We start from the raw sequence: 23148 nt of genomic DNA, 5'->3' as shown, positions 1-23148 counted from the left end.
TCAAATTTTCCAAACAGGGATGCTCCCCATGACCGCCAGCGCCCGGCACACCACGTCCTACTACGCCGCCAGCAGCGTGCCGCAACCCGATTACCCGGCGTTGACCGGCGAAATCACGGCCGATGTATGCGTGGTCGGCGGTGGGTTTTCCGGGCTGAACACCGCCCTGGAACTGGCCGAGCGGGGTTTTCGCGTGGTGTTGCTGGAAGCACGCAAGATCGCCTGGGGCGCCAGCGGGCGTAACGGTGGGCAGCTGATCCGTGGCGTCGGCCACGGCCTGGACCAGTTCGCCAACGTGATCGGCACCGACGGCGTACACCAGCTGAAACTGATGGGCCTGGAAGCGGTGGAAATCGTGCGCGAGCGCGTCGAACGCTTTCAGATCCCCTGCGATTTGACCTGGGGCTACTGCGACCTCGCCAACAAACCCCGCGACCTGCACGGCCTGGCCGAAGACGCCGAAGAGTTGCGCAGCCTCGGCTATCGCCACGAAGTACGCCTGCTACAGGCCAGCGAGATGAGCAGCGTGATCGGCTCCGACCGTTACGTGGGCGGCATGATCGACATGGGCTCCGGCCACCTGCACCCGCTGAACCTGGCGCTGGGTGAAGCCGCCGCCGCGCAGCAACTGGGCGTGCAGCTGTTTGAACAATCCGCCGTCACCCGGATCGACTACGGCCCCGAGGTCAACGTGCACACCGCCCAGGGCAACGTGCGCGCCAAGACCCTGGTGCTGGCCTGCAACGCCTACCTGAATGGCTTGAATCCGCAACTCAGTGGCAAAGTGCTGCCGGCTGGCAGCTACATCATCGCCACCGAACCGCTGAGCGAAACCCAGGCCGCCCAACTGTTGCCACAAAACATGGCCGTGTGCGACCAGCGGGTGACGGTGGACTACTTCCGCCTGTCCGCCGACCGACGCCTGCTGTTCGGCGGTGCCTGCCACTATTCGGGCCGTGATCCGCAGGACATCGGCGCTTACATGCGTCCGAAAATGCTCAAGGTGTTCCCGCAACTGGCCGACGTGAAGATCGACTACCAGTGGGGCGGCATGATCGGCATCGGCGCCAACCGCCTGCCGCAGATCGGCCGGCTGCCCGACCAACCCAACGTGTATTACGCCCAGGCCTACGCCGGCCACGGCCTCAACGCCACGCACCTGGCGGGCAAACTGCTGGCCGAAGCCATCAGCGGCCAGCAACAGGGGCGCTTCGACCTGTTCGCCCAGGTGCCGCACATCACCTTCCCCGGCGGCAAGCATCTGCGCTCGCCGCTGCTGGCATTGGGCATGCTCTGGCACCGCTTCAAAGAGCTGGTGTGATCAGCCGCGCCAGAACGGCTTAACCCCTTCCTCGCGCGCCTGTTCGGCGCTGAGGCCAATGTCCCGCAGCTGCTCCGCGGTCAGCTCCAGCAAGGCCTTGCGGGTGTGGCGGCGATGCCAGAACAGACTCCAGCGGCTGCTGGCCGGCGCCGCCAGCGCGCGTCCCTGCCCCGCTTCCAATTCCTGACCCCGTAACGCCAACCGCACATCGCTCATGCCGCTCATTGTGTTGCCCCTCAGTTGCCTGTTGCCATGAGTGACTAGGATGGGCGCGCGGGCAAAACCATTACAGATTCAATCAATTTTTATTAAATCCATACAGACACTGCCTATAGGGGGCTGAATCCTGTATTTTCGCTGCATCTGTACCGGTCTCCTGGGAGCGACCACCATGACCCTCTATGTGAACCTCGCCGAACTATTGGGCACCCGTATCGAACAAGGCTTCTATCGCCCCGGCGATCGCCTGCCCTCCGTACGGGCCTTGAGCGTGGAACACGGGGTCAGCCTGAGCACCGTGCAACAGGCCTATCGTTTGCTGGAAGACAACGGCATGGCGATGCCCAAGCCCAAGTCCGGCTACTTTGTGCCGGTCGGCCGCGAGCTGCCGGCCCTGCCAGAGATCGGGCGCCCGGCCCAACGCCCGGTGGATATTTCCCAGTGGGACCAGGTGCTGGAACTGATTCGCGCTGTCCCGCGCAAAGATGTCATACAGATGGGCCGAGGCATGCCGGATGTATTGTCGCCGACCCTCAAGCCCCTGCTGCGCAGCCTGGCCCGCGTGAGCCGCCGCCAGGATCTGCCAGGGCTGTATTACGACAACATCATGGGCTGTATGGAATTGCGTGAGCAGATCGCCCGACTGTCATTGGATTCCGGCTGCCAACTGAACGCCGACGACATCGTGATCACCACCGGCTGCCACGAGGCACTGTCCGCCAGCATCCACGCCATTTGTGAGCCCGGGGATATCGTCGCGGTGGACTCGCCGAGCTTTCACGGCGCCATGCAAACCCTCAAGGGCCTGGGCATGAAAGCCCTGGAAATCCCCACCGACCCCATCACCGGTATCAGCCTCGAAGCCCTGGAACTGGCCCTGGAACAGTGGCCGATCAAGGTCATCCAGCTCACCCCCAACTGCAACAACCCCCTGGGCTACATCATGCCGGAGGCACGCAAGCGGGCCCTGCTGACCCTGGCCCAGCGCTTTGACGTGGCGATCATCGAAGACGATGTGTATGGCGAATTGGCCTACAGCTACCCGCGCCCGCGCACGATCAAATCCTTCGACGAAGATGGCCGCGTGTTGCTGTGCAGTTCGTTCTCGAAAACCCTGGCCCCCGGCCTGCGCATTGGCTGGGTGGCGCCGGGACGTTACCTGGAACGGGTGCTGCACATGAAATACATCAGCACCGGCTCCACCGCGACCCAACCGCAGATCGCCATTGCCGAGTTCCTCAAAAGCGGGCATTTCGAACCACATTTGCGGCGGATGCGTACCCAATACCAGCGTAATCGCGACTTGATGCTCGACTGGGTCAGCCGTTACTTCCCGGCCGGCACGCGGGCCAGTCGGCCACAAGGCAGCTTTATGCTGTGGATCGAGCTGCCTGACGGCTTCGATACGCTGAAACTCAACCGGGTGCTGATGGAACAAGGCGTACAGGTGGCCGTGGGCAGTATCTTTTCGGCGTCCGGCAAGTACCGGAACTGCCTGCGCATGAACTACGCTGCCAAGCCAACCCCGCAGATTGAAGAAGCCGTGCGCAAGGTCGGCGCTGCCGCGATCAAGCTGCTGGCCGACACGGTGGACTGACCTTTCTCGGGAAATAGCCGTCATATGCCTACAACCGCCCTGACCCGGAAGCGACCCCCTTGATGATTCGACGGCTACTCCCGCTTCTCCTGCTGGGCGCCCTGGGCGGCTGCGCCACGGTGACCACACCGCGCATCCCCAGCGACGCCCTGCCCGCCGCACAGTCGTCATTCGGCCGCTCGATCCAGGCCCAGGCCGCCCCTTACCAGGGCCGCTCCGGGTTTCGCCTGCTGCCCAACAGCAGCGAAGCCTTCATGGCCCGCGCCGAATTGATCCGCAACGCCCAGACCAGCCTCGATTTGCAGTACTACATCGTCCACGACGGCATCAGCACGCGCATGCTCGTGGATGAGTTGCTCAAGGCGGCTGACCGTGGCGTGCGCATTCGCATCCTGCTGGACGACACCACCAGCGACGGCCTCGACCAGATCATCGCCACCCTCGCCGCCCATCCCAAGATCCAAATTCGCCTGTTCAACCCGCTGCACCTGGGGCGCAGCACCGGCGTGACGCGGGCGATGGGGCGCCTGTTCAACCTGTCGCTGCAACACCGGCGCATGCACAACAAGCTGTGGCTGGCCGACAACAGTGTGGCCATCGTCGGCGGGCGCAATTTGGGCGATGAGTATTTCGACGCCGAGCCCAACCTGAACTTCACCGACATCGACATGCTCAGCGTGGGCCCGGTGGCCGAGCAGCTCGGGCACAGCTTCGACCAGTACTGGAACAGCGCGCTGAGCAAGCCGATTGACGACTTCGTCTCCAACGCCCCGTCCAAAGGCGATCTGGCCGCCGCGCGCGTGCGCCTGGAAGCGTCCCTGGCGGAATCACGCCAGCAGAACCACGCGCTGTACAACCGCCTGCGCACCTACCAGACCCAGCCCCGCATGGACATCTGGCGGCGCGAGCTGATCTGGGCCTGGAACCAGGCGCTGTGGGATGCGCCGAGCAAAGTGCTGGCCACCGCCGAACCCGACCCTCGACTGCTGCTGACCACCCAACTGGCGCCGGAACTGGAGGGGGTCAACCACGAGCTGATGATGATCTCGGCGTACTTTGTGCCGGGCGAACCGGGGCTGGTGTACTTGACCGGTCGCGCGGACGCGGGGGTGTCGGTGAGCCTGCTGACCAACTCGCTGGAAGCCACCGACGTGCCGGCCGTGCACGGTGGCTATGCGCCGTACCGCAAGGCGCTGCTGGAACATGGGGTGAAACTCTATGAGTTGCGCCGCCAACCGGGTGATGGCGGCGGCAGCGGGCCGCATCTGTTTCGACGTGGCACCTACCGAGGCTCGGATTCGAGCCTGCACAGCAAGGCAATGATCTTTGATCGGGAAAAGTCCTTCATCGGCTCGTTCAATTTCGACCCGCGCTCGGTGCTGTGGAACACCGAGGTGGGTGTGCTGGTGGACAGTCCCGAGTTGGCGGAGCACGTGCGCAACCTGGCCTTGCAGGGCATGGCGCCGGCGTTGAGTTATGAGGCGAAGTTGCAGGATGGGCAGGTGGTGTGGGTGACCGAGGATAACGGCCAACTGCACACATTGCCCCGTGAGCCGGGCAGTTGGTGGCGGCGGTTCAATGCATGGTTCGCCACTAGCGTGGGACTGGAACGCATGCTCTAAGAACAACACCGATCACCTGTGGGAGCTGGCTTGCCTGCGATGGCGGCGGGTCAGTCACCAGATGCTTCGCCTGACACACCCTCATCGCAGGCAAGCCAGCTCCCACAGTGGATCGCATTGCAAGGTCAGGCCGGCTGCGCAGCGCCGAACGCCCCTTGGCGCAGCAGCAACACCACCAACCCCAACGCACCCGCCGCCATCAACCACGGCAACGCATGCCCGCTGATCCACTGGCTCCCCGCCCCTGCCACCAACGGCCCGATCAGGCAACCGATGCCCCACAACTGCGCCACATGGGCATTCGCGCGCACCAGCGCATCGTCGCGGTAGCGTTCGCCGATCAGGATCAGCGACAAGGTGAACAAACCGCCAGCACTGGCACCGAACACCACCCACACCGGCCAGATCAGCGGCGTGTGCAGCAGCACCGGAATGGCCAGGCTCGACGCCAGCAACAGCACCGCGCACGCCAGGAACAGCGAGCGGCGCGGCAGGTAGTCGGCCAGTGCGCCGATGGGCAATTGCAGCAACGCATCGCCGACTACCACGGTGCTGACCATTGCCAGGGCGATCTCGGCAGTGAAGCCCTGCTGCAGGCAATACACCGGCAGCAGTGTCAGAATCATCGCCTCGAACGCGGCGAACAATGCCACCGCCCAGGCAATCGCCGGCAGGCTCCGACAGAAGCGCCACAGGTCGACGAAAGTCACGCTGAACGACTCGGCGGTCGGTGCGCCAGAGCGCCCCAGCAACAACACTGGCGCGACCACCAACAGGCCAACGCCGACCCAGAAACCGTAATCGTGGTCGGTGCCGATCACGCCCAACAGCAACGGCCCGGACAACTGGCTCAGGGCATAACTGCAGCCATACAACGCCACCAGCCGGCCACGCCACTGCTCGACCACCAGTTGGTTGATCCAGCTTTCGCCGAGGATAAACACGATGGTCAGGATCACCCCGATCATCAGCCGCAGCACCAGCCACACCGGGTAGCTGGGCAAGATTGCCAGCAAGCCGATGGACACCGCACCGGCCCACAGGCACAGGCGCATCAGGTTGGCAGTGCCCAGCCAGGAGGCCATGCGGCTGGAGATCTTCGCCCCCAGTAGTACGCCAAAGGCCGGCATCGCGGCCATCACACCGATGGCGAAGCTGCCGTAGCCCCAGCCTTCAAGGCGCAGGGACACCAGCGGCATGCTGACACCCAGGGCCAGGCCGACGCTGAGTACCGACGCCAGGACGGCGAAATAAGTCGCCCAACGCATTTCCACGCTCCTGTGGATAACTTTCAGAACACACAAAACAACTGTGGGAGCGGGCTTGTGTGGGAGCCGGGCTTGCCCGCGATGCAGGCACCTCGGTGTGTCAGCCACACCTCGGTGATGCTATCGCAGGCAAGCCAGCTCCCACACAAAAGCCGGCTCCCACATTATTTGCCCTGCGGTGTTGCTTAGAGCTTGATCCAGGTGGATTTCAGCTCGGTGTATTTGTCGAACGCATGCAGCGACTTGTCGCGGCCATTACCCGACTGCTTGAAGCCACCAAACGGGGCGGTCATATCGCCGCCGTCGTATTGGTTGACCCACACGCTACCGGCGCGCAGGGCCTTGGCGGTCAGGTGCGCCTTGGAAATATCCGCCGTCCACACCGCTGCGGCCAGGCCGTAGATGGTGTCATTGGCGATGGCGACGGCTTCTTCGGCGCTGTCGAAGGTGATCACCGACAGGACCGGCCCGAAGATCTCTTCCTTGGCGATCTTCATGGCGTTGGTCACGCCGTCGAAAATCGTCGGTTCGACGTAGGTGCCGCCGGTTTCTTCCAGGGTGCGCTTGCCGCCTGCGACCAGTTTGGCGCCGTCAGCGTGGCCGGCTTCGATGTAGGACAGCACGGTATTCATCTGCTGGGTGTCCACCAGCGCGCCGACGTTGGTGGCCGGGTCCAGCGGGTTGCCTGGCTTCCAGCCCTTGAGGGCTTCGATCACCAGGGGCAGGAACTTGTCCTTGATCGAGCGCTCGACGAGCAGGCGCGAACCGGCGGTGCAGACTTCGCCCTGGTTGAAGGCGATGGCACCGGCGGCGGATTCGGCGGCAGCTTGCAGGTCCGGGGCGTCGGCGAACACGATGTTCGGGCTCTTGCCGCCGGCTTCCAGCCACACGCGCTTCATGTTCGATTCGCCGGAGCGGATCAACAGTTGCTTGGCGATCTTGGTGGAGCCGGTGAACACCAGGGTATCGACGTCCATGTGCAGCGCCAGCGCGTTGCCCACGGTGTGGCCGTAGCCCGGCAGCACGTTGAATACGCCTTTTGGAATACCCGCTTCAACGGCCAGCGCGGCGATGCGGATGGCCGTCAGTGGGGATTTTTCGGACGGCTTGAGGATCACCGAGTTACCGGTGGACAGCGCCGGGCCGAGCTTCCAGCAGGCCATCATCAGGGGGAAGTTCCACGGCACGATGGCGGCGACAACGCCGACTGGCTCGCGTGTCACCAGGCCGAGCTGGTCGTGGGGGGTGGCCGCGACTTCATCGTAGATCTTGTCGATGGCCTCGCCGCTCCAGCTCAACGCGTTGGCGGCGCCGGGCACGTCGATGTTCAGGGAGTCGCTGATCGGCTTGCCCATGTCCAGGGTTTCCAACAGCGCCAGCTCTTCGGCATTGGCCTTGAGCAGCGCGGCGAAACGGATCATGGTGGCTTTGCGCTTGGCCGGCGCGAGGCGCGACCAGACACCGGAATTGAAGGTGGCGCGGGCATTTTCCACGGCGCGCTGGGCGTCAGCGGCGTCACAGCTGGCAACAGTGGCCAGCAAGCGGCCATCGACCGGACTGATGCATTCGAAGGTGTCGCCGGAAACGGCGTGGGTGTACTCGCCATTGAGGTAGGCGCGGCCTTCGATCTTCAGGTCCTTGGCGCGTTGTTCCCAGTCGGCACGGGTCAGGGTGGTCATGCGAGTGTCCTCCTCTTATTGAATACAAGGGCCAGGCGATGTCCCCTGGCAACCTCAAAGAATTCTTGCCCGGCCAGCCTGCTGTTCGGCTCAAGGCAGCTGCCACCCTAAACCAGCGGCTGGGGATGTTTCAATATATTTGACATAACGCCGGTAAACGCCCTTGCGATGTTCATTTTAATAAACATAGACTTTGGGCTCCCCAACCGCAGGCCAGACGGGACACGCACATGAACATCCAGGACATCGTCGACTTCAGCCAAGCCAAGACCCCCGCCGACCGTTACCGCCCCGCCGCCGAGAAAATCCTCAAGGGCGACCCCGAGCAAACGATCTACAACCACTACAACAGCCCGTGCGGCCAGATGAGCGCGGGCGTCTGGGAAGGTGAAGTCGGGCAGTGGAAGGTCAACTACACCGAGCACGAATACTGCGAGATTGTGCAGGGCGTTTCGGTATTGCGCGATGCGGACGGCAACGCCAAGACCTTGCGCAGTGGCGACCGCTTCGTGATCCCGGCCGGTTTCAGCGGCACCTGGGAAGTGCTGGAGCCGTGCCGCAAGATCTACGTGGTGTTTGAACAGAAGGCCTGATCAAGACGGCGGGACGCGGAGCGTCCGAGGCGGCGTTACCACGCAGAGCGTGGGAACCATCAGGCAAAAAAAAGCCCGCATCGTGAGATACGGGCTTTTTTTCACAAGGAAGAAAATCAATTACTTGATTTTGCCTTCTTTGTAGATCACGTGCTTGCGAACGCGCGGGTCGAACATTTTCTTTTCGAGCTTGTCCGGGGTAGTACGCTTGTTCTTGTCGGTAGTGTAGAAGTGACCAGTACCGGCGCTAGAGATCATTCGAATCAATTCACGCATGATAGAGCTCCTTAGATCTTGCCAGCGCGGCGGATTTCGGCCAGCACGACAGTGATGCCACGCTTGTCGATGATGCGCATGCCTTTAGCAGATACGCGCAGACGAACAAAACGTTTCTCTTCTTCAACCCAGAAGCGGTGATGCTGCAGGTTTGGCAGGAAACGACGACGGGTTTTGTTATTTGCGTGGGAAATGTTATTCCCAGTCACCGGACCCTTACCGGTAACTTGACATACTCTCGACATGCCTCAGCCCTCTAAAACCACATGCCCAACCCGGCATGGGTTGGCCGCTTAATCTCTCAGTCATTTGGCGCCAGGCGCCGCGTTTCTTTAGGGTCTTACCGGCTACACCTACAAGCGAAGGAACCGGGCCCCTAGAAAAGAGCGCTGCTTTATACCAGAAAGACCCTAGTGCAACAACAGCCCGTGTGTTTTTACCGGCGTAAATCTAGGCAAAACACACCTGAACCGTTGCCAGGAGGGGCCGCTGTCACAGCCGACCGCTCGTCGCACCAAATGATTTACAGCGCCCACGCGCACGGCAAAGTGCGCAGCGGAACGCGCTGAGGCGCCATGAAAACAGCATTTGAGGCAAAAGCACAGGCAAAAATGGACTAGTCATTTACCAATCAGACCTCTACGGTAGGACTTTTCCAGACTGCACTCGCAGATGGGCCTTCGATCTGCAAAGGAAACCAAACATGCGCCTCGCTGCCCTACCGCTATTGCTAGCCCCTCTCTTTTTCGCCCCGCTGGCCTCTGCCGCCAGCAACTTGAGCGTCTGCACCGAGGCCAGCCCCGAAGGGTTCGATGTGGTGCAATACAACTCGCTGACCACCACCAACGCCTCGGCCGACGTGCTGATGAACCGCCTGGTGGACTACGACGCAGCCAGCGGCAAGCTGGTGCCCAGCCTGGCGGACAGCTGGGAAGTGTCGCCAGATGGCCTGACCTACACCTTCAAGCTGCACCCGGACGTGAAGTTCCACCGCACCGAGTACTTCACCCCCAGCCGCACCCTGACCGCCGAAGACGTGCGCTTCAGCTTCGAACGCATGCTCGACCCGGCCAACCCATGGCACAAGATCGCCCAGAGCGGCTTCCCCCACGCGCAGTCGCTGCAACTACCGACGCTGGTGAAGAAGATCGACGCCCTCGACCCGCTGACCGTGCGCTTCACCCTGGATCACGCCGACTCCACGTTCCTCGCCGCCCTCAGCATGGGTTTTGCCTCGATCTATCCAGCCGAATACGCCGACAAGCTGCTCAAGGCCGGCACCCCGGAGAAGCTCAACAGCCAACCGATCGGCACCGGGCCGTTCATCTTCAGCCGCTTCCAGAAAGACGCCGTGGTGCGCTACAAGGCCAACCCGGATTACTTCGCCGGCAAACCGTCTGTGGATAACTTGATCTTCGCCATCACCCCGGACGCCAACGTACGCCTGCAGAAACTGCACCGCGACGAATGCCAGATAGCCCTGTCACCCAAGCCTCTGGATGTAGGCGAGGCCGAAAAGGACACGGCGCTCAAGGTCGAGAAAACCCCGGCCTTCATGACCGCCTTCGTCGCCATCAACAGCCAGCACCCGCCGCTGGACAAGCCCGAAGTGCGCCAGGCGATCAACCTGGCCTTCGACAAGGCCAGCTACCTCAAGGCCGTGTTTGAAGGCACCGCCGAAGCCGCCAACGGCCCTTACCCGCCCAACACTTGGGGCTATGCCAAGGATTTGCCGGGTTATCCACAGGACCTCGCGAAAGCCAAAGCCTTGCTGGACCGTGCCGGACTCAAGGACGGCTTCAAGACCACCATTTGGACGCGCCCCACCGGCAGCCTGCTGAACCCCAACCCCAACCTCGGCGCGCAATTGTTGCAAGCCGACCTGGCCAAGGTCGGCATCCAGGCCGAGATCCGCGTGATCGAATGGGGCGAACTGATTCGCCGCGCCAAGGCCGGCGAGCACGACCTGCTGTTCATGGGCTGGGCCGGCGACAACGGCGACCCGGATAACTTCCTGACGCCGCAGTTCTCCTGCGCGGCGGTGAAATCCGGCACCAACTTCGCGCGCTACTGCGACCCGGCCCTGGACAAACTGATCAGCGCCGGCAAGACCACCAACGAACAAGGGGTGCGCAGCAAGCTGTATCAACAGGCCCAGGCGCAGATCCAGCAGCAGGCGTTGTGGTTGCCGCTGGCGCACCCGACCGCGTTTGCCCTGGCACGCAAAACGGTCGAGGGCTACCAGGTGAGCCCGTTCGGTCGCCAGGATTTTTCGAAGGTCAGCGTCAAGCCGTAAGCTGCAAGCTGTAAGGTTGAAGCTGCAAGCCCACTTGAGGCTTGCAGCTTCAACCTTGCAGCTGCCCCCCCTACATCCACCCATATTCCGCCATCGACAATGGATCACCATCCCCAACGATGATGTGATCCAGCACCCGCACATCCACCACTTCCAAGGCCTTTTGCAGCAGCTTGGTCAATTTCCGATCAGCCGCACTGGGCTCAAGGCTGCCGGAAGGGTGGTTGTGACACAGGATCAACGCGGCGGCGTTGTAGGCCAGGGCACGCTTGACCACTTGTCGCGGGTAAACCACTGCCGTGTCGATAGTCCCCTGGGACAACGCCTCAAACCCCAGCACCCGATGCTTCGAATCGAGAAACAGGCAGCCGAAGACCTCATGGGGCTCATGGCGCAATAACGCCTTCAGGTAATTACGTACCGCTACCGGGCTTTCCAGCACCGACTCACTGCGCAAGCGCTCGGCCATATGCCGCCGAGCCATCTCCAGCACCGCCTGCAACTGCGCAAACTTCGCCGGCCCCAAGCCCAAATGCTGACTGAACAACGCCTGGCCGGCCTCCATCAGCGGGCGCAAGCCACCAAACTGCGCCAAGAGATGCCGCGCCAAGTCCACCGCACTTCTGCCGGAGACCCCCGTGCGCAGAAAGATCGCCAACAGTTCGGCGTCAGACAGGCTTGCCGCGCCCCATTCCAAGAGTTTCTCCCGTGGCCGTTCCGCCACAGGCCAGTCTCGAATACTCATCCCACCTCCCTCTCCACCTGTGCGCCGCTGTTGCCTGGCGGGCGCTGTGTTATCGTAAGCCCTCTTTTTTGCATGTGATTTCCCCTGGGGAGGGGGCATCGCAGGCGTCACTGAACTGGCATCACTGAACTGGAAAGGCAAACCAATGCAGCGTCTGTATCGGAAACGCATCGTTCTCGGCGTCGGCGGCGGCATTGCCGCCTACAAGAGCGCAGAACTGGTTCGCAGGCTCCTGGACCACGGCGCCGAAGTGCGCGTGGTCATGACACGCGGCGGCAGTGAGTTCATCACCCCGCTGACCATGCAAGCGCTGTCCGGCCACCCGGTTCACCTTGACCTGCTGGACCCGGCTGCCGAAGCCGCCATGGGCCATATCGAGCTGGCTAAATGGGCCGACCTGGTGCTGATCGCCCCGGCCACCGCCGACCTGATCGCCCGTCTGGCCCAAGGCATCGCCGATGACCTGCTGACCACCCTGGTACTGGCCACCGATGCCACCGTGGCCATCGCCCCGGCCATGAACCAGGCCATGTGGCGCGACCCGGCCACCCAGGCCAACACCCAACTCCTGCAAAGCCGCGGCCTCAAGGTGTTCGGCCCGGCGTCCGGCAGCCAGGCCTGCGGCGACGTCGGCATGGGCCGCATGCTGGAAGCCACCGATCTCGCACTGTGCGCAGCGGAGTGCTTCCAGCACCTGGCCCTGACTGGCAAGCACGTGCTGATCACCGCTGGCCCGACCCAGGAAAACATCGACCCGGTGCGCTACATCACCAACCATAGCTCAGGAAAAATGGGCTTTGCCTTGGCAGAGGCGGCGGTCGAGGCAGGCGCACGCGTCACCCTGATCACCGGGCCGGTGCATTTGCCCACCCCTGATCGGGTCACGCGAATCGACGTGGTCAGCGCCCGCGACATGCTTGCGGCCTGCGAGGCAGCCATTCCCTGCGACCTGTTCATCGCCTCGGCAGCAGTTGCGGACTACCGTCCGGAAGTCGTCGCCCCGCAAAAGCTCAAGAAAGACCCTACGAGCGGTGACGGCCTGCTCCTGCAAATGGTGCGCAACCCGGACATCCTGGCCACCATCGCCACGCGTCCCGACCGCCCGTTCAGTGTCGGCTTCGCCGCCGAGACCGAGCATCTGCTGGACTACGCCGCACGCAAATTGAAAGACAAAAACCTCGACCTGATCGTTGCCAACGATGTCGCCAACCCGAGCATCGGCTTCAACAGCGAGGAAAACGCCTGCAGCGTGATCGACCGCGAGCTGCACGCCACCCTTTTCGCCCAGACCAGCAAGGGCAAGATTGCCCGCCAACTGATCTCTTTTATCGCCCAACGGCTGAACCAGGTTTAATTTCCATGCACGCTTTGCAAGCCAAGATCCTCGACCCCCGCATCGGCACCGACTTCCCGCTGCCGGCCTACGCCACCCCAGGCTCCGCTGGCCTGGACCTGCGCGCCATGCTCAAGGAAGACACCGTCCTCGAGCCGGGCCAGACCCTCCTGATTCCTACCGGCCTGTCGATCTACGTCGGCGACCCTGGCCTGGCGGCGCTGATCCTGCCGCGCTCCGGCCTGGGCCACAAACACGGCATCGTGCTGGGCAACCTGGTCGGCCTGATCGACTCGGACTACCAGGGCGAGCTGATGGTGTCGTGCTGGAACCGTGGCCAGACCGCGTTCAACATCGTTGTCGGCGAGCGCATCGCTCAGTTGGTACTGGTACCCGTGGTGCAGGCGCACTTCGAACTGGTCGAGGAATTTGCTGAAACACAACGCGGCGCAGGCGGCTTTGGCCATTCCGGCAGCCACTGACTAAGCTGAATCAGGCCGGGCACCCCTGCCCGGCCCGACGCCACCGCATGGCTTTTCAGGATGAAGAATGCGCGGTTCTAATCAGCGAGATTTCCCCAGCGAAATCAGTGCATTACGCAGAGAAAAGCACGGAGCCACTGCGCCGATGGCACTTTTGCACCACGAACTCTGCGCCAAAAAAGTCGTCATACCCTTCAGTTTGAGCCTGCCGGTCAGCCGCTTTACGGCCAGCCTTGCCCCCTTCAGATGGAGTTTCCCCCCGCGATGAGTACCGCACGAGTAGCCCCGACATTCCCCGACAGCATCTTTCGCGCCTATGACATCCGTGGCGTAGTGCCCAAGACCCTGACCGCCGAAACCGCCTACTGGATCGGCCGCGCCATCGGCGCCCAGAGCCTGGCCCAGGATGAGCCGAACGTCTCGGTAGGCCGTGACGGCCGCCTGTCCGGCCCTGAGCTGGTCGAGCAGTTGATCCAGGGCCTGGCCGACAGCGGCTGCCATGTCAGCGATGTCGGCCTGGTGCCAACCCCTGCGCTGTACTACGCCGCCAACGTACTGGCCGGCAAGTCCGGGGTCATGCTCACCGGCAGCCATAACCCATCGGACTACAACGGCTTCAAGATCGTCATCGCCGGCGACACCCTTGCCAACGAGCAAATCCAGGCCCTGCACACGCGCTTGAAGACCAATGACCTGACCAGCGGCAAGGGCAGCATCACCAAGGTCGACATCCTGCAGCGCTACTCCGATGAAATCACCCGCGACGTCAAACTCGCACGCCGCCTCAAAGTGGTGGTGGATTGCGGCAATGGCGCGGCCGGCGTGATCGCCCCGCAACTGCTCGAAGCCCTGAACTGCGAAGTGATCCCGCTGTTCTGCGACGTTGACGGCAACTTCCCCAACCACCACCCAGACCCGGGCAAGCCAGAGAACCTGGTGGATCTGATCGCCAAGGTCAAGGAAACCGGGGCTGACGTCGGCCTGGCCTTTGACGGCGACGGTGACCGTGTCGGCGTGGTGACCGAAACCGGCGAGATCGTGTTCCCCGATCGCCTGCTGATGCTGTTCGCCCGTGACGTGGTGGCGCGCAACCCCAACGCCGAGATCATCTTTGACGTGAAGTGCACCCGCCGCCTCACCCCGCTGATCAAGGAATATGGCGGCCGCCCGCTAATGTGGAAGACCGGTCACTCGTTGATCAAAAAGAAAATGAAGGAAACCGGCGCCCTGTTGGCCGGCGAAATGAGCGGCCACGTGTTCTTCAAGGAGCGCTGGTTCGGCTTTGACGACGGCATTTACAGCGCCGCTCGTCTGCTGGAGATCCTCAGCAAGGAAAAATCCACGGCTGAAGAGCTGTTTCAGACCTTCCCGAATGATATTTCTACGCCAGAGATCAATATCCATGTGACCGAGGAGAGCAAATTCAGCATCATTGACGCACTGCACGATGCGCAATGGGGCGAAGGCGCCAACCTGACCACCATTGATGGTGTGCGAGTCGATTACGCCCAAGGCTGGGGCCTGGTTCGCGCGTCCAACACCACACCGGTGCTGGTCCTGCGCTTCGAGGCGGATACCGAGGCCGAGTTGCAGCGCATCAAGGACGTGTTCCACGCCCAGTTGAAACGTGTTGCCCCTGATCTCCAATTACCGTTCTGATTTTTTTGCACCGGAGCCCTGAATGACCCTCGAACGCGAAGCCGCTGCCAACACCGCCAAGGTCCTTTCCGAAGCGTTGCCTTACATTCGACGCTATGTCGGCAAGACGCTGGTGATCAAGTACGGCGGCAATGCCATGGAAAGCGAAGAGCTGAAAACCGGCTTTGCCCGCGACATCGTGTTGATGAAAGCCGTAGGGATCAACCCGGTGGTGGTCCACGGTGGCGGCCCGCAGATCGGCGACCTGCTCAAGCGCTTGTCGATCGAGAGCCACTTCATCGATGGCATGCGCGTGACCGACGCGCAGACCATGGACGTGGTGGAAATGGTCCTCGGTGGCCAGGTGAACAAGGACATCGTCAACCTGATCAACCGCCACGGCGGCAGCGCCATCGGCCTGACCGGCAAGGACGCGGAGCTGATCCGCGCGAAAAAACTGACGGTCACCCGTCAGACGCCGGAAATGACCCAGCCGGAAATCATCGACATCGGCCAGGTGGGCGAAGTGATCGGTATCAACACCGACCTGCTGAACCTGCTGGTCAAGGGTGACTTCATCCCGGTGATCGCGCCTATCGGCGTGGGCGCCAACGGCGAGTCCTACAACATCAACGCCGACCTGGTAGCCGGCAAGGTGGCGGAAGCGCTGAAGGCTGAAAAGCTGATGCTGCTGACCAACATCGCCGGCCTGATGGACAAGGAAGGCAAGGTGTTGACCGGCCTGACCACGCAACAAGTGGACGAGCTGATCGCCGACGGCACCATCTACGGCGGCATGCTGCCGAAGATCCGCTGCGCGCTGGAAGCAGTGCAAGGCGGCGTGGGCAGCTCGCTGATCCTCGATGGCCGGGTGCCGAATGCAATCCTGCTGGAAATCTTCACCGATACCGGTGTGGGTACGCTGATCAGTAACCGCAAGCGTCCGTAAGTACTGCAAACAAAAGGCCCCGCTCAATCAGATTGAGCGGGGCCTTTTTGTTTGTACTCGGTCCAAATGTGGGAGCTGGCTTGCCTGCGATGACGGCGGCACATTCAACAACAATGTCGCCAGATAAACCGCTATCGCGGGCAAGCCCGCTCCCACACAGGCCCAGCTCCCACAGTATTACTGAACGCCGAACTGCTCGCGGTACGCCTTGACCGCCGGCAAATGCTGCTTGAGCTGCGGATCATCTTCCAGGAACTGCAACACCTGGTTCAACGACACAATGCTCACCACCGGAATGCCGAAGTCACGCTCCACTTCCTGGATCGCCGACAATTCACCGTTGCCACGCTCCTGGCGGTTCAACGCGATCAGCACGCCAGCAGCCTTGGCGCCGTCCTGGGAAGCGATGATCTGCATCACCTCGCGGATGGCGGTACCGGCGGTGATCACGTCATCGATGATCAGCACGTCGCCGGTGAGCGGCGCGCCCACCAGGCTGCCACCTTCGCCATGGGCCTTGGCTTCCTTGCGGTTGAAGCACCACGGCAGATCCTGCCCATGATGTTCCGCCAACGCCACGGCGGTTGCAGCGGCCAGGGGGATGCCCTTGTAGGCAGGGCCGAACAGCACGTCGAAGGAAATACCGCTTTCAACGATGGCCGCCGCGTAGAAACGACCCAGCTGAGCCAGGGCCGAACCCGAGTTGAACAAGCCTGCATTGAAGAAGTACGGGCTGGTGCGCCCGGACTTGAGAGTGAACTCACCGAAGCGCAAAACGCCGCGATCGATGGCAAAACGAATGAAATCGCGTTGATACGCCTGCATGAAAAAAGCCTCAGATACCACGGATTTAGCTAATTAGTTAGACGGCGTGTATCATACACGCACGCGATTTTTGGGGCCATTTATGCGGATCATCAGTGTGAACGTTAATGGTATTCAGGCTGCAGTCGAGCGTGGTTTGCTCAGTTGGCTGCAAGCCCAGAATGCCGACGTCATCTGCCTGCAGGATACCCGCGCCTCCGCCTTTGAACTGGACGACCCAGCCTTCCAACTGGATGGCTACTTCCTTTATGCCTGCGATGCCGAAGTGCCCACCCAAGGTGGCGTGGCTTTGTATTCGCGGTTGCAACCCAAGGCGGTCATCAGCGGCCTCGGCTTCGAGACAGCCGACCGCTACGGGCGCTACCTGCAAGCCGATTTCGATAAGGTCAGCATCGCGACCTTGCTGCTTCCTTCGGGGCAGAACGGCGATGAAGACTTGAACCAGAAGTTCAAGCTAATGGACGACTTCGCCCGTTACCTGGATAAACAGCGACGCAAACGTCGCGAGTACATTTATTGTGGCTCGCTGTACGTGGCGCAACAGAAGCTGGATATCAAGAACTGGCGCGACAGCCAGCAATCCCCGGGCTTCCTGGCGCCGGAACGGGCCTGGATGGACGAGATTGTCGGCAACATGGGGTATGTCGATGCCCTGCGCGAAGTCAGCCGCGAAGGCGACCAGTACAGCTGGTGGCCAGACAACGAACAGGCTGAGATGCTCAACCTGGGCTGGCGTTTCGACTACCAGCTGCTGACCCCGGGCCTGCGCCGGTTCGTGCGCAGCGCACGCTTGCCGCGCCAGCCGCGCTTCTCGCAGCACGCGCCGCTGATCGTGGACTACGACTGGACACTGACCATCTGAGGTCTTTTTCCAGGTACAAAAAAACCGACATCGCTGTCGGTTTTTTTGTGGGCGCTCATTATTTGATCAGTCGCCAGGTCAAGGGATAGCGATAGGCGATCCCCTTGTTGGCCTTGATCGCACCGATGATCGTCAGTGCCACACCGGCGATGGCCAGCGCCGTCATCAGGAAGAACCCAATGACCGCAAAGGCCAGCACGATGCACACGATCCAGGCGATGGCCACGGTGATCTGGAAGTTCAGCGCCTCCTTGCCCTGATCATCAATGAACGGGTCCAACTCTTTCTTCATCTGCCAGAGGATCAGCGGCCCGACGACACTGCCGAAGGGGAATACAAACCCCAGAAATGCCGCGAGATGGCACAACATCGCACCCTGGCGCACTTCGTAGGAAGGCGTAGGCACTGGCATTTGGCTGTCATTCATGGCGCGTCTCCTTGAGGCAGGTATCAGTCAGCCAGTGCGGCGTTCTGCAGTTCGAAGATTTCGGTCATGCCTTTCTGGGCCAGGGCCAGCATGGCGTTCAGCTCGGCCGGCTGGAATGGCGCGCCTTCGGCGGTGCCCTGCACTTCGATGAAACCACCGGTGCTGGTCATGACTACGTTCAGGTCAGTCTCGGCGGCCGAGTCTTCCAGGTAGTCCAGGTCCAGCACTGGCTCGCCCTGATACATGCCCACCGAGACGGCGGCGATCATTTGCTTGAGCGGGTCACCGCCTTTCAGGCCGCCACGCTTCTTGATCACTTTCAGTGCATCGACCAGGGCCACCATGGCGCCCGTGATGGATGCCGTGCGGGTGCCACCATCGGCCTGGATCACGTCGCAATCGACGTACAGGGTCACGTCGCCCAGCTTGGACATGTCCAGGGCTGCGCGCAGGGAGCGGCCGATCAGGCGCTGGATTTCCAGAGTGCGCCCGCCTTGCTTGCCACGGCTGGCTTCACGCTGGTTACGCTCGCCGGTGGCGCGCGGCAGCATGCCGTACTCGGCGGTCAACCAACCCTGGCCCTGGCCTTTGAGGAAACGCGGCACGCCGTTTTCGACGCTGACGGTGCAGATCACCTTGGTATCGCCAAACTCGACCAGTACAGATCCCTCGGCGTGTTTGGTGTAGTTGCGGGTGATGCGGATCGAGCGGAGCTGATCGGCAACGCGACCACTTGGACGTTTCATAGGGGATACCTGTACTGAGGACGAAAAACTGCCGAGCATTATAGAGCCGTGGGCCGATTCGGGGCACTTCTAAAAATTCGGTTACGAATGGCCAGGCCGTCGCCCATTGTTTGGGCGTGCCCGCCCCACTGCGCTACAATCCTGCGCCTTCTTAACCTGCAACGCGAGGTACCTCCATGGTGCACAGCATGACCGCCTTCGCCCGCGTCGAAAAAGCCGGCGCCCAAGGCACCCTGAGCTGGGAGCTGCGCTCGGTCAACAGCCGCTACCTGGAACCGCACCTGCGCCTGCCGGAATCGTTCCGCGACCTCGAAGGCGCCGTTCGTGAAGCGCTGCGCCAGGGCATCTCCCGCGGCAAGCTGGAATGCACCCTGCGCTTTACCGAGGAAACCACCGGCAAAGCCTTGCAAATCGACCGCGACCGCGCCGCGCAGCTGGTCGCCGCCGCCGAAACCATTGCCGGCCTGATCAAACAGCCTGCGGCCCTCAACCCGCTGGAAGTGCTGGCCTGGCCTGGCGTGCTGGTGGCCGATGCCACCGACCCGCAGGCCCTCAACGCCGAAGCCCTCGCCCTGTTCACCCAGGGCTTGAAGGAGCTCAAGGCTGGCCGTGAGCGCGAAGGCGCCGAACTGGCCCGCCTGATCAATGAGCGCCTGACTTCGATCGAAGAAGACGTGGTGACCCTGCGCGAACTGGTGCCGCAGATGCTCGCGACCCAGCGCCAGAAAGTCCTCGACCGCTTCGCCGACATGAAGGCCGACCTCGACCCGACGCGCCTGGAGCAGGAAATGGTCCTGCTGGCGCAAAAGAGCGACGTCGCCGAAGAACTCGACCGCCTGAGCACCCACATCCTTGAAGTACGCCGCGTACTCAAGTCGGCCGGTGCCGCCGGTCGGCGCCTGGACTTCCTGATGCAGGAACTCAACCGCGAAGCCAATACACTCGGCTCCAAGGCGTTCGACCCGCGCAGCACCACGGCTGCGGTCAACCTCAAAGTGTTGATCGAGCAGATGCGCGAACAAGTACAGAATATTGAGTAAGGCAACCTCCATGACCCACAGCACCGGCACCCTTTACATCATTTCCGCCCCTTCGGGCGCGGGCAAGAGCAGCCTGGTCAAGGCCCTGACCGACGCCGACGAGCAGATCCGCATCTCGGTGTCCCACACCACCCGCGCCATGCGCCCGGGTGAAGTGAACGGCGTGCACTATCACTTCGTCGAGCGCACCGAGTTCGTCAAGATGATCGAACACGGCGACTTCCTGGAGCGCGCCGAAGTGTTCGGCAACCTCTACGGCACCTCGCAAAGCCACCTGCAGCAGACCCTGGACGAAGGCCACGACCTGATCCTGGAAATCGACTGGCAGGGCGCCGAGCAAGTGCGCAAGCTGATGCCCCAGGCGCGCTCGATCTTCATCCTGCCGCCGTCCCTCGACGCCTTGCACCAGCGCCTGACCAACCGCGGCCAGGACAGCGACGAAATCATCGAAGGCCGCATGCGTGAAGCCGTCAGTGAAATGAGCCACTACGTCGACTACGACTACCTGATCATCAACGACGATTTTTCCCACGCACTGGAGGATTTGAAGGCGATTTTCCGCACCAATCAGCTTCAGCAAAAGCGCCAACAGCAGCGTTTCGGCAAATTACTGGCTGAACTGCTCGGTTGATTAGCTCTTCCCAAAACCGCTGCAAGGGCTTTACATTGGCACTTGCAGCGGTTTTACCCAGGCTTGCGAAAAATCAGCGCTTCCCTAAACGCTGGTGATTTTTTAAACTGTTCAGTCCGCTCGCCCAACCGGGCAGCGCGCATCTTGCATCCGCTCCGAGGAATATCATGGCCCGCGTAACCGTTGAAGACTGCCTAGACCACGTGGCAAACCGCTTTGAGCTGGTCATGCTCTCTACCAAGCGTGCCCGTCAACTGGCCACTGGCGGCAAAGAGCCCCTGGTTCAGTGGGAAAACGACAAGCCTACCGTTGTGGCCCTGCGTGAAATCGCTGAAGGCCTGATGAGCTACGAGTTCATCGCCAACGCCGAAATCGTTGAAGACGAACCGCTGTTTGCAGCGTTCGAGGACGAGTCCAACGAGGCCGTCTAAGCCTATGCCTGGTCGACGTAGCACGGCGCGGGGTCAACGCATGCGGCAGGAGTCATTCCTATGCCGAGCATAGACGCCCTCGCCGATCGCTTATCGACCTACCTCGGCCCCGACCAGGTCAACCTGGTCCGCCGAGCGTATTTCTACGCCGAACAAGCCCACGACGGCCAACGCCGCCGCAGTGGCGAGGCGTATGTCACCCATCCTCTTGCGGTGGCCAATATTCTTGCCGACATGCACATGGACCATCAGAGCCTGATGGCCGCGATGCTGCATGACGTGATCGAAGACACCGGCATCGCCAAGGAAGCGCTCAGCGCCCAATTTGGCGAAACCGTGGCCGAACTGGTCGATGGGGTCAGCAAACTGACCCAGATGAACTTCGAGACCAAGGCCGAAGCCCAGGCGGAAAACTTCCAGAAGATGGCCATGGCCATGGCCCGCGATATCCGCGTGATCCTGGTCAAGCTGGCCGACCGGCTGCACAACATGCGCACGCTGGAAGTGCTGTCCGGCGAAAAACGCCGGCGCATCGCCAAGGAAACCCTGGAAATCTACGCGCCCATCGCCAACCGGCTGGGCATGCATGCCATTCGTATCGAATTCGAAGACCTCGGCTTCAAGGCCATGCACCCGATGCGTTCGGCGCGCATCTACCAGGCGGTCAAGCGCGCCCGGGGCAACCGCAAGGAAATCGTCAACAAGATCGAAGAGTCCCTGAGCCATTGCCTGGCCATCGATGAGATCGAGGGCGAGGTCAGCGGCCGGCAGAAGCACATCTACGGCATCTACAAGAAGATGCGCGGCAAGCGCCGGGCCTTCAACGAGATCATGGACGTGTACGCGTTCCGGATCATCGTCGACAAGGTGGACACCTGCTACCGCGTGCTGGGCGCTGTACATAATTTGTACAAACCCCTGCCGGGCCGCTTCAAGGACTACATCGCGATTCCCAAGGCCAACGGCTATCAGTCGCTGCATACCACGTTGTTTGGTATGCATGGCGTGCCGATCGAGATCCAGATCCGCACCCGCGAGATGGAAGAGATGGCCAACAACGGCATCGCCGCCCATTGGCTGTACAAATCCAGCGGCGACGAGCAGCCAAAAGGCACCCACGCCCGCGCGCGCCAGTGGGTCAAAGGCGTGCTGGAAATGCAGCAACGTGCCGGCAACTCCCTGGAATTCATCGAAAGCGTGAAGATCGACCTGTTCCCGGACGAGGTCTACGTGTTCACGCCCAAAGGCCGGATCATGGAGCTGCCCAAAGGCTCCACGGCGGTCGATTTTGCCTATGCGGTGCACACCGATGTGGGCAATAGCTGCATTGCCTGTCGGATCAATCGCCGTCTCGCGCCGCTGTCCGAGCCGCTGCAAAGCGGCTCCACGGTGGAGATCGTCAGCGCACCGGGCGCACGCCCGAACCCGGCCTGGCTCAACTTTGTCGTCACCGGCAAGGCGCGCACCCATATCCGCCACGCCCTGAAGCTGCAGCGCCGCTCCGAGTCCATCAGCCTGGGCGAACGCCTGCTGAACAAGGTGCTCAACGGTTTCGACAGCGCCCTCGACAAGATCCCGGCCGAGCGCGTGCAAGCGATGCTCCACGAGTACCGCCAGGAAACCATCGAAGACCTGCTGGAAGATATCGGCCTGGGCAACCGCATGGCCTACGTGGTCGCCCGCCGCCTGCTCGGCGAAGGCGAGCAACTGCCAAGCCCCGAAGGCCCGCTGGCAATTCGTGGCACCGAGGGCCTGGTGCTCAGCTACGCCAAGTGCTGCACGCCGATCCCGGGCGACCCGATTGTCGGCCACCTGTCGGCGGGCAAAGGCATGGTGGTGCACCTGGACAACTGCCGCAACATCACCGAGATCCGCCACAACCCGGAAAAATGCATCCAGCTCTCGTGGGCCAAGGATGTCACCGGCGAATTCAACGTCGAGTTGCGCGTCGAGCTGGAACACCAGCGCGGCCTGATCGCCCTGCTGGCCAGCAGCGTCAACGCAGCCGACGGCAATATCGAGAAGATCAGCATGGATGAACGCGATGGCCGCATCAGCGTGGTCCAACTGGTCGTCAGCGTGCACGACCGCGTGCACCTGGCCCGCGTGATCAAGAAGCTGCGCGCCTTGACCGGTGTGATTCGTATCACCCGCATGCGTGCATAACC

Annotated in this window: 22 protein-coding genes and 1 pseudogene; 14 read left to right on the top strand and 9 right to left on the bottom strand. The window is 62.0% G+C overall.

Annotation, left to right across the window (positions count from 1 at the left end; translation table 11 throughout):
* The first annotated feature begins 28 nt into the window (after positions 1 to 28).
* The gene (locus tag B348_RS0108895) at positions 29 to 1321 is read left to right on the top strand and encodes an FAD-binding oxidoreductase (protein ID WP_017735775.1); all 1293 of its coding nucleotides are present in this window, start codon (positions 29 to 31) and stop codon (positions 1319 to 1321) included.
* Here B348_RS0108895 and B348_RS0108890 read toward each other — a convergent pair whose 3' ends face one another.
* Positions 1322 to 1546, bottom strand: a complete 225-nt coding sequence (locus tag B348_RS0108890; protein WP_026136672.1) for a DUF1127 domain-containing protein — start codon at positions 1544 to 1546, stop codon at positions 1322 to 1324.
* Positions 1547 to 1712: 166 nt separating this feature from the next.
* Here B348_RS0108890 and B348_RS0108885 point away from each other — a divergent pair, with 166 nt between their 5' ends.
* Entirely contained in the window at positions 1713 to 3137 is a 1425-nt protein-coding gene (locus B348_RS0108885; RefSeq protein WP_017735773.1) for a PLP-dependent aminotransferase family protein, read from the top strand.
* Between the two features lie 62 nt (positions 3138 to 3199).
* Positions 3200 to 4759 carry a phospholipase D family protein gene (locus tag B348_RS0108880; RefSeq protein WP_017735772.1) on the top strand — a complete coding sequence of 520 codons (1560 nt, stop codon included), beginning with the start codon at positions 3200 to 3202 and terminating at the stop codon, positions 4757 to 4759.
* 125 nt (positions 4760 to 4884) lie between these two features.
* Here B348_RS0108880 and B348_RS0108875 read toward each other — a convergent pair whose 3' ends face one another.
* A complete protein-coding gene (locus tag B348_RS0108875; RefSeq protein WP_017735771.1) occupies positions 4885 to 6027 on the bottom strand; it encodes an MFS transporter in 1143 nt (380 codons plus the stop codon).
* A 185-nt stretch (positions 6028 to 6212) separates the two neighbouring features.
* Positions 6213 to 7706, bottom strand: a complete 1494-nt coding sequence (locus B348_RS0108870; RefSeq protein WP_017735770.1) for an aldehyde dehydrogenase — start codon at positions 7704 to 7706, stop codon at positions 6213 to 6215.
* A gap of 230 nt (positions 7707 to 7936) precedes the next feature.
* Here B348_RS0108870 and B348_RS0108865 point away from each other — a divergent pair, with 230 nt between their 5' ends.
* The gene (locus B348_RS0108865) at positions 7937 to 8299 is read left to right on the top strand and encodes a cupin domain-containing protein (protein WP_017735769.1); all 363 of its coding nucleotides are present in this window, start codon (positions 7937 to 7939) and stop codon (positions 8297 to 8299) included.
* Positions 8300 to 8419: 120 nt separating this feature from the next.
* On the opposite strand, the gene rpmG is transcribed toward B348_RS0108865, so the two are convergent.
* Together rpmG and rpmB are read right to left on the bottom strand one after the other, a co-directional pair.
* Positions 8420 to 8575 (bottom strand): 50S ribosomal protein L33, encoded by a 156-nt coding sequence (gene rpmG / locus B348_RS0108860; protein WP_003176906.1) that lies wholly within the window; start codon positions 8573 to 8575, stop codon positions 8420 to 8422.
* A gap of 11 nt (positions 8576 to 8586) precedes the next feature.
* Positions 8587 to 8820 (bottom strand): 50S ribosomal protein L28, encoded by a 234-nt coding sequence (gene rpmB, locus B348_RS0108855; protein ID WP_019410280.1) that lies wholly within the window; start codon positions 8818 to 8820, stop codon positions 8587 to 8589.
* Between the two features lie 458 nt (positions 8821 to 9278).
* Here rpmB and B348_RS0108850 point away from each other — a divergent pair, with 458 nt between their 5' ends.
* Positions 9279 to 10871, top strand: coding sequence for an ABC transporter substrate-binding protein (locus B348_RS0108850; protein ID WP_017735768.1), 1593 nt, complete (start codon positions 9279 to 9281; stop codon positions 10869 to 10871).
* Positions 10872 to 10941: 70 nt separating this feature from the next.
* Here B348_RS0108850 and radC read toward each other — a convergent pair whose 3' ends face one another.
* Positions 10942 to 11616 carry a DNA repair protein RadC gene (gene radC / locus B348_RS0108845; RefSeq protein WP_026136670.1) on the bottom strand — a complete coding sequence of 225 codons (675 nt, stop codon included), beginning with the start codon at positions 11614 to 11616 and terminating at the stop codon, positions 10942 to 10944.
* 145 nt (positions 11617 to 11761) lie between these two features.
* Between radC and coaBC the strand changes: the two genes are divergently transcribed.
* From coaBC to argB, 4 genes and pseudogenes are all read left to right on the top strand, one after another.
* On the top strand, positions 11762 to 12970 hold the full coding sequence (gene coaBC, locus B348_RS0108840) for a bifunctional phosphopantothenoylcysteine decarboxylase/phosphopantothenate--cysteine ligase CoaBC (RefSeq protein WP_017735766.1): 1209 nt from the start codon (positions 11762 to 11764) through the stop codon (positions 12968 to 12970).
* A gap of 5 nt (positions 12971 to 12975) precedes the next feature.
* Complete coding sequence (dut, locus tag B348_RS0108835) at positions 12976 to 13431, top strand: dUTP diphosphatase (protein WP_017735765.1); 456 nt, start codon at positions 12976 to 12978, stop codon at positions 13429 to 13431.
* Between the two features lie 240 nt (positions 13432 to 13671).
* Positions 13672 to 15090: pseudogene (locus B348_RS0108830) on the top strand (phosphomannomutase/phosphoglucomutase); the annotation flags it as partial.
* A 22-nt stretch (positions 15091 to 15112) separates the two neighbouring features.
* Complete coding sequence (gene argB / locus B348_RS0108825) at positions 15113 to 16018, top strand: acetylglutamate kinase (protein ID WP_017735763.1); 906 nt, start codon at positions 15113 to 15115, stop codon at positions 16016 to 16018.
* A gap of 177 nt (positions 16019 to 16195) precedes the next feature.
* Here argB and pyrE read toward each other — a convergent pair whose 3' ends face one another.
* Positions 16196 to 16843, bottom strand: coding sequence for an orotate phosphoribosyltransferase (gene pyrE / locus B348_RS0108820; protein ID WP_017735762.1), 648 nt, complete (start codon positions 16841 to 16843; stop codon positions 16196 to 16198).
* An 82-nt stretch (positions 16844 to 16925) separates the two neighbouring features.
* Between pyrE and B348_RS0108815 the strand changes: the two genes are divergently transcribed.
* The gene (locus B348_RS0108815) at positions 16926 to 17705 is read left to right on the top strand and encodes an exodeoxyribonuclease III (RefSeq protein ID WP_003195493.1); all 780 of its coding nucleotides are present in this window, start codon (positions 16926 to 16928) and stop codon (positions 17703 to 17705) included.
* Positions 17706 to 17763: 58 nt separating this feature from the next.
* On the opposite strand, the gene B348_RS0108810 is transcribed toward B348_RS0108815, so the two are convergent.
* Together B348_RS0108810 and rph are read right to left on the bottom strand one after the other, a co-directional pair.
* Positions 17764 to 18132: a DUF4870 domain-containing protein gene (locus B348_RS0108810; RefSeq protein ID WP_017735761.1), complete on the bottom strand. Its 369-nt coding sequence runs from the start codon at positions 18130 to 18132 to the stop codon at positions 17764 to 17766.
* Between the two features lie 23 nt (positions 18133 to 18155).
* Positions 18156 to 18878: a ribonuclease PH gene (rph, locus tag B348_RS0108805; protein ID WP_017735760.1), complete on the bottom strand. Its 723-nt coding sequence runs from the start codon at positions 18876 to 18878 to the stop codon at positions 18156 to 18158.
* A 176-nt stretch (positions 18879 to 19054) separates the two neighbouring features.
* Between rph and B348_RS0108800 the strand changes: the two genes are divergently transcribed.
* From B348_RS0108800 to spoT, 4 genes are all read left to right on the top strand, one after another.
* The gene (locus tag B348_RS0108800) at positions 19055 to 19918 is read left to right on the top strand and encodes a YicC/YloC family endoribonuclease (RefSeq protein ID WP_017735759.1); all 864 of its coding nucleotides are present in this window, start codon (positions 19055 to 19057) and stop codon (positions 19916 to 19918) included.
* Positions 19919 to 19928: 10 nt separating this feature from the next.
* A complete protein-coding gene (gene gmk / locus B348_RS0108795) occupies positions 19929 to 20549 on the top strand; it encodes a guanylate kinase (RefSeq protein WP_017735758.1) in 621 nt (206 codons plus the stop codon).
* 167 nt (positions 20550 to 20716) lie between these two features.
* Positions 20717 to 20980: a DNA-directed RNA polymerase subunit omega gene (gene rpoZ, locus B348_RS0108790; protein WP_017735757.1), complete on the top strand. Its 264-nt coding sequence runs from the start codon at positions 20717 to 20719 to the stop codon at positions 20978 to 20980.
* 60 nt (positions 20981 to 21040) lie between these two features.
* Entirely contained in the window at positions 21041 to 23146 is a 2106-nt protein-coding gene (gene spoT, locus B348_RS0108785; RefSeq protein ID WP_017735756.1) for a bifunctional GTP diphosphokinase/guanosine-3',5'-bis pyrophosphate 3'-pyrophosphohydrolase, read from the top strand.
* The last annotated feature ends 2 nt before the right edge of the window (positions 23147 to 23148 follow it).

Source organism: Pseudomonas sp. CBZ-4, from assembly GCF_000346755.1.
In the GTDB taxonomy this organism is placed as follows: Bacteria; Pseudomonadota; Gammaproteobacteria; order Pseudomonadales; family Pseudomonadaceae; genus Aquipseudomonas.
Note: the sequence above shows the minus strand (reverse complement) of the source record. Positions and strands in the feature narration are given on the sequence as shown.

Bases quoted from the DNA above. Each gene is read 5' to 3' on its own strand.
- B348_RS0108895 (WP_017735775.1), top strand. From the start codon at position 29: ATGACCGCCAGCGCCCGGCACACCACGTCCTACTACGCCGCCAGCAGC.
- B348_RS0108890 (WP_026136672.1), bottom strand. From the start codon at position 1,546: ATGAGCGGCATGAGCGATGTGCGGTTGGCGTTACGGGGTCAGGAATTG.
- B348_RS0108885 (WP_017735773.1), top strand. From the start codon at position 1,713: ATGACCCTCTATGTGAACCTCGCCGAACTATTGGGCACCCGTATCGAA.
- B348_RS0108880 (WP_017735772.1), top strand. From the start codon at position 3,200: ATGATTCGACGGCTACTCCCGCTTCTCCTGCTGGGCGCCCTGGGCGGC.
- B348_RS0108875 (WP_017735771.1), bottom strand. From the start codon at position 6,027: ATGCGTTGGGCGACTTATTTCGCCGTCCTGGCGTCGGTACTCAGCGTC.
- B348_RS0108870 (WP_017735770.1), bottom strand. From the start codon at position 7,706: ATGACCACCCTGACCCGTGCCGACTGGGAACAACGCGCCAAGGACCTG.
- B348_RS0108865 (WP_017735769.1), top strand. From the start codon at position 7,937: ATGAACATCCAGGACATCGTCGACTTCAGCCAAGCCAAGACCCCCGCC.
- rpmG (WP_003176906.1), bottom strand. From the start codon at position 8,575: ATGCGTGAATTGATTCGAATGATCTCTAGCGCCGGTACTGGTCACTTC.
- rpmB (WP_019410280.1), bottom strand. From the start codon at position 8,820: ATGTCGAGAGTATGTCAAGTTACCGGTAAGGGTCCGGTGACTGGGAAT.
- B348_RS0108850 (WP_017735768.1), top strand. From the start codon at position 9,279: ATGCGCCTCGCTGCCCTACCGCTATTGCTAGCCCCTCTCTTTTTCGCC.
- radC (WP_026136670.1), bottom strand. From the start codon at position 11,616: ATGAGTATTCGAGACTGGCCTGTGGCGGAACGGCCACGGGAGAAACTC.
- coaBC (WP_017735766.1), top strand. From the start codon at position 11,762: ATGCAGCGTCTGTATCGGAAACGCATCGTTCTCGGCGTCGGCGGCGGC.
- dut (WP_017735765.1), top strand. From the start codon at position 12,976: ATGCACGCTTTGCAAGCCAAGATCCTCGACCCCCGCATCGGCACCGAC.
- argB (WP_017735763.1), top strand. From the start codon at position 15,113: ATGACCCTCGAACGCGAAGCCGCTGCCAACACCGCCAAGGTCCTTTCC.
- pyrE (WP_017735762.1), bottom strand. From the start codon at position 16,843: ATGCAGGCGTATCAACGCGATTTCATTCGTTTTGCCATCGATCGCGGC.
- B348_RS0108815 (WP_003195493.1), top strand. From the start codon at position 16,926: ATGCGGATCATCAGTGTGAACGTTAATGGTATTCAGGCTGCAGTCGAG.
- B348_RS0108810 (WP_017735761.1), bottom strand. From the start codon at position 18,132: ATGAATGACAGCCAAATGCCAGTGCCTACGCCTTCCTACGAAGTGCGC.
- rph (WP_017735760.1), bottom strand. From the start codon at position 18,878: ATGAAACGTCCAAGTGGTCGCGTTGCCGATCAGCTCCGCTCGATCCGC.
- B348_RS0108800 (WP_017735759.1), top strand. From the start codon at position 19,055: ATGGTGCACAGCATGACCGCCTTCGCCCGCGTCGAAAAAGCCGGCGCC.
- gmk (WP_017735758.1), top strand. From the start codon at position 19,929: ATGACCCACAGCACCGGCACCCTTTACATCATTTCCGCCCCTTCGGGC.
- rpoZ (WP_017735757.1), top strand. From the start codon at position 20,717: ATGGCCCGCGTAACCGTTGAAGACTGCCTAGACCACGTGGCAAACCGC.
- spoT (WP_017735756.1), top strand. From the start codon at position 21,041: ATGCCGAGCATAGACGCCCTCGCCGATCGCTTATCGACCTACCTCGGC.